5 protein-coding genes are annotated in these 10050 nt (G+C 50.7%); 2 read left to right on the top strand and 3 right to left on the bottom strand.

Annotated elements, in window-relative coordinates; translation table 11 throughout:
- Positions 1-296: 296 nt before the first annotated feature.
- The gene (gene sir, locus AC0QH1_RS12845; RefSeq protein ID WP_324631535.1) at positions 297-2519 is read right to left on the bottom strand and encodes a sulfite reductase, ferredoxin dependent; all 2223 of its coding nucleotides are present in this window, start codon (positions 2517-2519) and stop codon (positions 297-299) included.
- Positions 2520-3247: 728 nt separating this feature from the next.
- Positions 3248-5923 carry a diguanylate cyclase domain-containing protein gene (locus AC0QH1_RS12840; RefSeq protein ID WP_324631534.1) on the bottom strand — a complete coding sequence of 892 codons (2676 nt, stop codon included), beginning with the start codon at positions 5921-5923 and terminating at the stop codon, positions 3248-3250.
- 760 nt (positions 5924-6683) lie between these two features.
- Here AC0QH1_RS12840 and AC0QH1_RS12835 point away from each other — a divergent pair.
- Positions 6684-7178, top strand: a complete 495-nt coding sequence (locus tag AC0QH1_RS12835; protein WP_324631533.1) for a GtrA family protein — start codon at positions 6684-6686, stop codon at positions 7176-7178.
- A 429-nt stretch (positions 7179-7607) separates the two neighbouring features.
- Here the strand turns inward: AC0QH1_RS12835 and AC0QH1_RS12830 are convergent, their stop codons facing one another.
- Positions 7608-8510, bottom strand: a complete 903-nt coding sequence (locus tag AC0QH1_RS12830; protein WP_324631532.1) for a Cif family virulence factor — start codon at positions 8508-8510, stop codon at positions 7608-7610.
- 208 nt (positions 8511-8718) lie between these two features.
- Between AC0QH1_RS12830 and murG the strand changes: the two genes are divergently transcribed.
- Positions 8719-9789 (top strand): undecaprenyldiphospho-muramoylpentapeptide beta-N-acetylglucosaminyltransferase, encoded by a 1071-nt coding sequence (gene murG / locus AC0QH1_RS12825; RefSeq protein ID WP_324631531.1) that lies wholly within the window; start codon positions 8719-8721, stop codon positions 9787-9789.
- Positions 9790-10050: the final 261 nt, after the last annotated feature.

Below are 10050 nucleotides of genomic sequence, written 5' to 3'. Positions count from 1 at the left end.
GCGTGAGGCACTTAGGCGGGTCAGCTACCTAAATTAACGAGGCACGAAGCCCCGCTACTTCAGAGCGGGGTGCTGACAGGTTTTGTCACCCTAAATCCCGATCGCAGGGGAAAAGTAGTTCCCGAGCGGTGTTCCCGCTGGATACAAATCAACCCGGGGAGCCAAGGTAGGGACAAAGCAGTGCCTTGTCCCTACAACGAAGGCGATCGCGGGATAATAATACAAACGGGGAGAAAATACTCAGTCGGTTTGGGGCTGTTCGATCGGCGATCGAGACCGAACCAAACCGAGGGAGATTACTCAGATTGCGGCAAATTTTTCAAGTAAGTATCCAGAGCATCCCCCGCCAACTGACTCATCGGCTTACCCTGACGCGCCGCCTCAGCTTTAAGCTGAAGATAGATTTCATTGCTGACATTAATCCGGCGACGGGGTGGGCGCGCCGGAGTCGGAGCCGGTTGACCCTCCTCAGTGCCACCTTCCGGGGCCGGAGAACTCGGCGAAACCGGGGGAGTTTGTTCCGTCTGGGGGGGTGGAGTAGAGACCATTTCCGCCGGTGCGGGATTCGGTTGAACCGATGCGGGAGGAGAGTCTTGCACCGGTTCGGAAGACGGAGCCGACATCGGTTGCGGATTGGGAGTTTGCATGGGGTCGGGATTGGGAGTATGCATAGGTTCGGACGTTGCACTAAACGGTTCGCGATCGGGCATTTCCGTGGATGAAGCCGAAGTATTGGAGTCAGAATAAGTAGCGGCAAAGCGTCGTAGCGCCTCAAACCCAACCCGATGGCAAAAATCCCCAAAGCTTTCCGGGTCTACTTGATGCTGACGCTCTTGTTTATAGTAGACAAACAGGGGTTCGAGGGCAGCTTCTAGATTTTCTATCTGTAAGCTTTCGATGTAAGGGTGCGCCAATCTAGTTTGATGGGGGTCAGCTCCCAGCCAGACTTGATAGCTGCCCGGGGTTTTGCCCACCAAACCCAATTCTGCCAAATAGGGACGAGCGCAACCATTTGGGCAGCCGGTCATTCGCACCACAAAATGTTCTTGCGGCAAGCCGACTTTAATTAAAAGAGCGCGAATCCGTTCCAGAACCGAGGGCATCACCCGTTCCGATTCCGTAATGGCTAAGCCACAAGTAGGCAAGGCGGGGCAAGCCATCCCGTAGCGCACCAAGGGGTCGATATCGGTTTCGCGTTGGATGCCGCAGTGTTGTAGGATTTGTTCGATATCGCGCTGTTGTTCCGGTGAGATATCGCCCAGAATCAGGTTATGGTGTGGCGTCACCACCATTGGCAGGTTGAATTGTTCCACAATTTGCCGCAGGGCGGTTTTGAGCTGAAAAGAGCCTTCATCCTTGATGCGGCCATTTTCCACAGAAATGCCGTAGAAGAGTTTGCCGTCCCCTTGTTCGTGCCAACCGAGGAAATCTTGGTACTTGAATGCCGGCAGAGGTCTGAAGGGGTCGAGGGGTTTGCCAAAGTAGCGCTCAACGGTGTTGCGGAATTTTTCTACGCCCCAGTCGTGCAGGAGGTATTTCATGCGGGCATGACGCCGATCGCGGCGATCGCCATAATCCCGTTGCGTGGCTACCACCGCTTTTACTAGATCGTAAATGTCGTCTTTGGGGACAAAGCCAATTGGATCGGCGGCGCGGGCGAAGGTTTGTTCTTTGTTGTGGGTGCGACCCAATCCGCCCCCGGCAAGTACGTTAAATCCTTCTAATCTACCGCTCTCGTCGAGAATCACCACCAAGCCGAGGTCCTGGGAATAAATATCCACCGAGTTATCCCCCGGTACGGTGACGCAGCACTTGAATTTGCGCGGCATGTAGTGCTGGCCATAGATTGGTTCTTCCGCGTCATGGACGATGGTGCCGTTGCCATTGCGTTGGCGCGCCTCTTTTACGGCGGGGCTTTCTTCGCCGCTGATTGCTTTTTCCCCATCGAGCCAAATTTCGTAGTAAGCGCCGGTTTGAGGGGTTAGCAAATCGGCGATATTATTCGCGTATCTGCGGGCACAATCGTATTCCAGACGGTTGACAAAGGGAGCCGGCGGTGCCATCACATTGCGGTTCAGGTCGCCACAGGCTCCCAAAGTGGATCCCATGTTCTGGATGATTTCGCGGAATACGGTTTTCAGGTCTTTTTTCAAGATCCCGTGCATCTGGAAGCCCTGGCGGGTGGTCGTCCGCAGGGTATGATTGCCGTATTCTTCCGAGAGGCGATCGAGGGCGCGATAGAGCTGCGGCGGCACGTATCCCGCTGGAGAGCGCGTCCGCAGCATGAATTGGTAGTCTTTCTCTTGCCCTTTGACCCGGTTATCCCGGTTGTCTTGTTGATAGGAACCGTGAAATTTGAGAATCTGATACCCATCATGTGAAAAATGAGTCGTATCCTCTCGCAACTCGGTGGCGACAGGTTCGCGCAAAAAGTTGCTGTGTTCTTTGACGCCTTCGAGCTTGTTCAGCTTCCGGTTTGACTCGGTGGGAGTGGGTGTTTCGTTCAATGATTGAACCATGAGAACTAGATTGAATTGGGCAGACGCTATATTTTATGTCCGGTACCCCGGTCGAGATAGCGATGTTTTTCGATTTTATCATCGCCTTTCCTAATTTAAGGGATCGAGGGGCAAATTAGGATCCATTCAGCCCCGGAAAATGTTAAATAATGTTACCGCCTTCGGTTTTGCGGCGCGCCAGGACTCTCGCTTTTGTCTGTGAGAGTAATGCGATCGCGTCTGAGGTTCGCGTTTTGCGCCTAGCCTCACTCAAATGCTGCCATCTTTTTTCTCCATTACCAGCACTGAGATTTTCCCCACCGGGTTAGGAGGAGTTGACAATCGATCGCGCCTCATTTTCGCCGCGCCGCAAGCAATGATAATCCGAATTATTTTTCTCGTTCCCTAGCAAAAGTAGGATTTTTTACTCATTTGCCCACCGCTTTGCCTTGCGCCTAGCGGTTTTATTGCTACATCCAAATCCTCATTAACCAGAAGCGATCGTGGCCGTGATTTGGCTGCACTTTCCTGGCTGTAATAAAATAAAAATCCCCCGGTGGTTTTCCCCTACCATGCCACTACAAACCCTCGAAATCCACCGATAAAATTCCGCTTCCCGAGATTAATCTAGCCCAAAAAGCCGCAGCACAGATACCGGAAACTCAAAGCGAAACAACTTTCCATTTTTGCGAAGCGCTTGCCCGATTTTCCCGGGGATGGAAAGGGCGTTTCATCCCTGGAAGAAGTACCTACGCTTTGAATTCGAGGGTCCACTGGCGCGCGGAATGGGGATTATCCGCCTCTAGGGATGCCACTTCCACGCGATCGCGCCCGTTTTCCTTCGCCCGATAAAGCGCCCCATCCGCCGCCGCAATCAACCTATCTGGCGGGCGAGTTGGATCGGGTATCAGGGTTGCGACCCCTAAACTTAGGGTGACGATCCCGTGGATAGGTGAAGCGTCATGGGCGATCGCCAGGGATCTCACCCGCTGACGAATCTCCTGTGCTTTCTTTACCGCATCAGCTAGGGCGGTATTCGGCAACACCACCACAAATTCTTCCCCACCATAGCGCGCCACTAACTCTCCCGTGTTTCGGTCTTCCTGGGCGATCGCCCCCGCCACTTGCTGCAAGGTGCGATCGCCTGCAGGATGACCGTAAAAATCGTTATAGGGCTTGAAATAGTCGATATCGCATAAAATTAGGGATAGGGGAATCTGTCCGTGGCTTAACTCCTGCCACTGCTGCATCAGGTACGCATCAAAGTGGCGACGGTTTGCCACCCTCGTCAGTTCGTCAACCGTTGCTAAACGATGCAATTCTTGATTGGCAAGCTGTAACTGTTGATAAAGTTGGGCTTGTTGGATGGCGATCGCTAATTCCACTGTAAGCTGTTGCAACACCTCAATTTCCCCGGTTTGCCACTGACGAACCTCGGAACAGGAATCGGCACACAACCACCCCCACAACTGAATGGGCGATCGCCCACCAACTTCCGCCCCGGAATTGTCCGGTTCGCGAATCAAAATCGGCACTTGCAAATGAGCGCGAATATCAGCAGCTTGCATTTGGCGTTTGTGGAGTTCGTCCAAACCTGCCGTTTCAATATCGGCGATCGCCCCGACTTCCCCTTCCCGGAATCCGCCCCCAAAGGTTTCCACAAAATCCGTTTGTGGCGGCGACACTTCCATCAAAGACGAACAACTCGACTCGCGCGACTCCACCACAAACCCACCGCCGCAACCGACATTTTCTCCCTCTTTAGAATTGTTCAATTGATAAATTGCCACCCGTTGCGCTTGCAAAAACCCGCGCACTTCCGCCACCGCTGTTTTCAAAATCTCATCCAACTGCAAAGATTGACGAATACGTGCTTGAATTCGCCCAATCAATCGCTCCCTTTGCGCTTGCTGTTTGAGCGTCACCACTAACTGCTTGCGTTCCGTAATATCTTCTTTATGCACCATCACCATATCCGGTGCCACAAACACATAGGTCAAAGCAAAGTATTTGGGCTGTTCTGTGGCGGGAAATCGATAAAGCATTTCCCCTTTTACCGTGGCTTTTTCTTCATAGCACTGCCACAATTGCTGCACCATTTCTGGTCTTTCAGGGTACAGCAACTCTGCCGTTTTGCCCTGGAATCGATGCAAATCTCCCTGAGAAATTTCCGCTGCAGCATCGTTGTAGTCAATTAACACAAATGACTCCCGCACTTGCTGCCAAGTAAAAGTGGGAATTGGCAGACTTTTGTATTGAGTTCTCAACCGTTCTTCGCTCAACCGCAGCGCCTTTTCTGCTTGACGACGTTCGGTCATGTCAATGCCCGTACAAATAATGTATTTGAGTTGATTATCCATCTCAAAAATCGCCGTCATCGACCAGCAAATGATTCGCCGCTCTCCCTGGCGGGTTAACCAAGTGGTTTCGTGCTGTAGGGGAAATTCTCCGGCTGACAAGGCGCTCAACACCTCTTGAAACGACTCAACCTCTTCCTCGAGGAGAAATAAATCCCAAACCACTTGATTGCTGATTTCTTCAAAAGAATATCCCGTCACCGTCTCGCAAGCATGATTGCAGCTCACGACTTTGGCTTCTGGATCGAGAACGACCACTAAAGAATTGGTGGTATCCAGTACCGTGGTGACAAAATTGCGAACTAAAATATCTGTGGCCTCTAAAACTTTGCCCACAAACTGCCGCTGTTCTTCAAGTTGTTTTTTATAATTTTTCACTTCGCTAATGTCTTCACAGGCGAATAGAAACAAAGGCGAACAAAATAGGCAATGATTATTCTGGGATTTTCCTAAAAATTGATTGAGGTCTAAATGGGGAGAAGGCAATGGGGTTTTTACCAAAGAAGAGGCTTCGGATTGGATTGGGGAAAGTGACGTAATTTTAGCTTGGTTTGAAAGGGATAGTTCTGTGGGGGGTAAATTGTCCCCGGAGGGGAGTTGATACAGACGAATGCGAACCCACACCGAAGCTTGATTCGAGGCAAGCAATCTTCCTTCCCAAGGTCTACCTAAAGGGGTGGGGAGAAAGGAGAGATGAGGTGACGATGGGTTTTCGCAGGCGGATTTATCTGCGGGTTGCCACAAGGCGATGTAGGCGCTTTCTCGATCTTCTGGATGAATCAGGTGCAGAAAACAGCGATCGCTTGCCCCTTGCCCGGAATTGCCAAGTCGTCGATCGGCGATCGCACTCACCGAAGCGATCGCGCCTTGCTTATCTAAAATAAAATAAAATGATGACAAGGTTTCGCAAAGGTGGCGATAATCGCTCAGGGATGCGGGTCGATTGCAAAGTTCTTGGCAAAACTGCAAACGTTTTTCTTCCCCTTGCGCGTATTCACACCCGCAACCATCGCTGTTGTGGTATTGAAAATCCCGATCGAGTGGCGATCGCTTCTGTCTCGGCTGCACAACCGTCTCCTCCATGCTAGACCTACTCGCAACTCGGCGAGTTCTTTAATTTTATTTTCTCCGATCCCATCCCCTCGAAAGATGCGAGTCGCGACCAATCCAAAAACAGCATCAAGAGGTGAAAGATTCGCCGAGGGGAATAAAAGCGCTGGATGAGGGAACGGAATTGTTAAAACAGGGAAGTTTTGCCCAAGGCTATAGCGAGTACGTCACTCGAAGCTCGTCTGCATAGAGTAGCATAATTTCCCCCGCAAGCCGAGGGGGGTTAACAGCCATCAGGGGTAAGGTACCTCATGCACGGCTATCGCAGATTCCCTGCCGTTTGTGGCAGTTTCGCGCACTGAAGTGGCTCTCGTCAAATTCAAGTAAACCGCAGAAAAATCAACTCTAAAATCTTCTACCCACAAGACTTTCAGCCTTTCGTGCGATGTAAACTAACCTCAAATGCGCTACAATTATAGCCACAGGGTGTGCAAAATTCTTCGGGTTTAAGCGAGGAAAAAAAGGTTTGCGGCGGGGGAGTAGCCAGTTGGCAAACTGGCACTCGCCGATTCCTGAGCGCTGCCAAAAAACCCCATTGATGGTAATGATGGGGGCAAATACTAGCCACCTCGTTCAGAACCGGAGAAAGCCAGGTTTTTGGGTGCGATCGCAGCTTTCTCCCCAATATTGCCACAAGGTCGGGAATCGCGCCACAAAAAAACTGACGCGCAGACCTTGTATGGTATAAGATTGCTGCCGTTGTAATCCCTGAGTAACTATGGAATGGATTCGAACCTCTAGTGTTTTCAAAGCACTGGAAGAACATATTCGCGATATTAGTAAAATGAGCGTGGCGTCTTGGATGGCGACTTCGCTTGACTTTGTGGTTTTCACCATTTTGCACCGCTTATTCTCCCTGCCAATTCCCACCTCTACTGCCTTGGGTTCTCTTGTCGGTGCCATGCTCCACTTTACGGTTTGCCGATTCTGGGTCTTTCGTACCATGAAACACAGTTTTGCCGAAGCGGTGTGGCGTTATATAATCGTCGTTGGCGGTGCATTGGTACTCCATTCTACCGCTACCACCCTGCTGGCAAAGTATTTGATTCCCCTCGAGGAACTCGCCTGGTTGATTTCCAAAAATACCGTTTTTCTCTGTTGGGTTTATCCGGGAACCAAATATCATGTGTTTGGCAAACGCAACCGCTCAAAACGCTCAAAATCCTCTCAACCTTCTCAAGGCGATCGCCAAGATTCCACTAGAAAGCCGTAACGTTATCCCAAACTCCCTCAATCCATTGTCTTCCTTTGGTTTGAGTCAAATTCGATAGCCGTTTCTGGTTTCTCCTCACTCTTTGACCCCGTTTCAATTCTCTATTCTTGATGTGGATTATTTTCAGCGCTTTTAAAAATTTTAATGTCATCTGATTTTCACAATAAACGCGGTCAAAAAAGCCCCGCCCTTGTCAGGGTAGGGCTAAATTCCAACTTACCCCGCCGAACTCGGCTATTTGTAGGGTAAATCGACCATAAACCTTCTTAAATTAGCGGTTATAAATAGTTTTTAAAATTACAATTTGCCCAGATACCAATTATTTCCCTAACCCAAGTAACCAATAACAAATGGTCACTGATAATTGACCAATGACCAATGACCATTGACCAATGACCAATGACCATACAAACAAAGCGATCGCATTGCTTATGGATTCGCTTCCACCACTCGCAGGCGCTCAGTGACCATCGTCAAACCATCTTTGCGAACCACAATCGCCGAAACCCAGCGATTATCCGGAATGAAAGGTGCTTCGCCCACTTTAAAAATTCCCCCGGCAGAAAGCGGTTCTAATTCCACCTCAGAAGGAGTTAAATATCCATCCACCCCAATCGGTTCTTCCACCGCATATCCGAGCAGTAAATCCTCTCCTAGGGGTTCTTGAACGATCGCATCGAAATTATACCGTTGCCCGATGCGAACTTCTTCCGGCAAATTAATTTTCAGGGTCGGCGGATTTTCCCCAGAGGTGATGCGACTCGATTCATCTAAAATATCTTGCTGCAAAACCTTTTGGTTTTCATAACGCTGGCGCGATCGCACCGTTGCCAATAGAGATAACTCCCGCTGTGGCAATTCTCGCACGCCGGTAATTTCGGTCACGGTTTCGGCAACATACCCATTGCCCACCCGTTCCCAAGACTCGATTTCCGTGCGATAATTCAAACTCGGATAGCGCTGCCACAATTTAACTAAAGCGGCTTCTAAATTGTCTCGCGTTAACCCATCAGAACTGATAAAACTGGCACTGTAAAAATCCATCACCGCCTCAATATCCTGGCGATTGGCAGCCGCATCAATTTGCTCCACAATGTTTTCTAAATCCCTCGGTGGGGTTTGGGCGAAAGCTCCCTGTACGCGCATCGCGGAGTGTCCCCCGGCACACCATAGGATTAAACCGAGGACGAAATAAGCAAAAAATCTCGATTCGACTACCGCCCAGGGTTTGGCGCGACGCATGGGCGATCGCAGACGCTTCGGGATGGACACAGCACCAGATTGGCGCTTAGAATGCAAAATCGCTTGCAGTAAAGTTAGCGGATTACTCATCAGAGGTTTCAATAATACAGTAGAGATAAGCGGCAGCAAGTGTTTAAAACACCGACTGACTTTCCGATTCCGGAAAATGCTGCCAGTCCATTCCTTCTCGATCTTAGCGTTTTGCGAGCATGTAGAGCGATCGCTCGAGATGCAATGCATTGCTGACATAACCACCGGATAATTCAACCCAATTAAACCGACAGGAGAGGCAAATCAATTGGCAACCACACCGACTAAACTCTTGATTGCTGCGAGTGGAACCGGGGGGCATTTGTTCCCGGCGATCGCCACCGCCGAACGACTTGCAGATTACAATATTGAATGGCTCGGGGTTCCTAACCGCATGGAAACCCAGATTATTAAAGATCGCTATCCCTTGCACACTATCTCTGTGGAAGGATTTCAGCAGCGCCTTGGCATCGGTACCCTGAAAATCGCCAGCCGACTGGTGAGTTCGGTGTTTCAGGTGCGCCGCTTGCTGAAAACGCGCCAATTTCACGGCGTCTTCTCCACCGGCGGTTACATCGCCGCCCCCGCCATTCTCGCCGCCCGTTCCTTGGGATTGCCGGTTATCCTGCACGAGTCTAACGCATTGCCCGGAAAAGTGACGCGCACCTTCAGTCGCTTTTGTGATGTGGTGGCGGTGGGTTTCGACAAGTCGGCGCAGTATCTCCCCCATGCAAAAACGGTTTGCGTGGGAACCCCGGTGCGATCGCAATTCCTGGAAAACCCGCCAATCGATGTATCCATTCCGGAAAATGCCCCGTTAATTGTGGTCGCCGGCGGTTCTCAAGGGGCGGTGGCTGTCAATCAACTGGTGCGCCAATGCGCCAATGCCTGGATCGATGCCGGTGCCTGGATTTTTCATCAAACCGGCGAAAACGACCCCGACGCCGAAAGTTTCGAGCATCCCCACTATATTTCTCAGCCATTTTATCAGAATATGGCCGGCTTGTTTCATCGGGCAACTTTAGCCATTAGTCGTGCCGGTGCCGGTACCCTGACGGAATTGGCAGTGACTCGCACTCCCTCGATTTTGATTCCCTATCCTTTCGCCGCTGAGGACCATCAAGCTTACAATGCTTCTGTGTTTTCTGATGCCGGTGCGGCATTGGTTTATCGACAAGAAAAACTCACCGCAGAGGAGTTGCAATCTCAGGTATTGGAGTTATTGCAATCGCCAGAAATCTTGCCAAAAATGGCAGAGGCAACCGGAAATTTGGCTGTCCCCGATAGTGGCGATCGCCTCGCTCAATTAGTGCGCGACTTGGTTAAACCCGTGAAATAATGGCACAGGCAAAAACGCCCCCCAAACTCTTCGGCTTTCCGCTCTATTGTTGCTCTCAATTGGCAGTCAATCTATTCCCCCGCCCCGAATGGGGCAATTGTCCGAATTGTCGCCGATGAAAATTTAGTAGTAGGGTGGGCATTGCCCACCGTCACAGGCGATCGCATCATCCAGCGAACTCCCCTCCTCGGGCATAAAGCAATTCATGCATTGCACATAAGTCCTGCCTGCCCCATTAACTTCATTCTACCTGCTGCCACT

The sequence above is a fragment of the Phormidium sp. CCY1219 genome (genome assembly GCF_055795085.1).
Note: the sequence above shows the minus strand (reverse complement) of the source record. Positions and strands in the feature narration are given on the sequence as shown.

What these genes read in the sequence shown, in the direction of transcription:
- AC0QH1_RS12835 (WP_324631533.1), top strand. Translation starts at nt 6,684, where the DNA reads ATGGAATGGATTCGAACCTCTAGTGTTTTCAAAGCACTGGAAGAACAT.
- sir (WP_324631535.1), bottom strand. Translation starts at nt 2,519, where the DNA reads ATGGTTCAATCATTGAACGAAACACCCACTCCCACCGAGTCAAACCGG.
- AC0QH1_RS12830 (WP_324631532.1), bottom strand. Translation starts at nt 8,510, where the DNA reads ATGAGTAATCCGCTAACTTTACTGCAAGCGATTTTGCATTCTAAGCGC.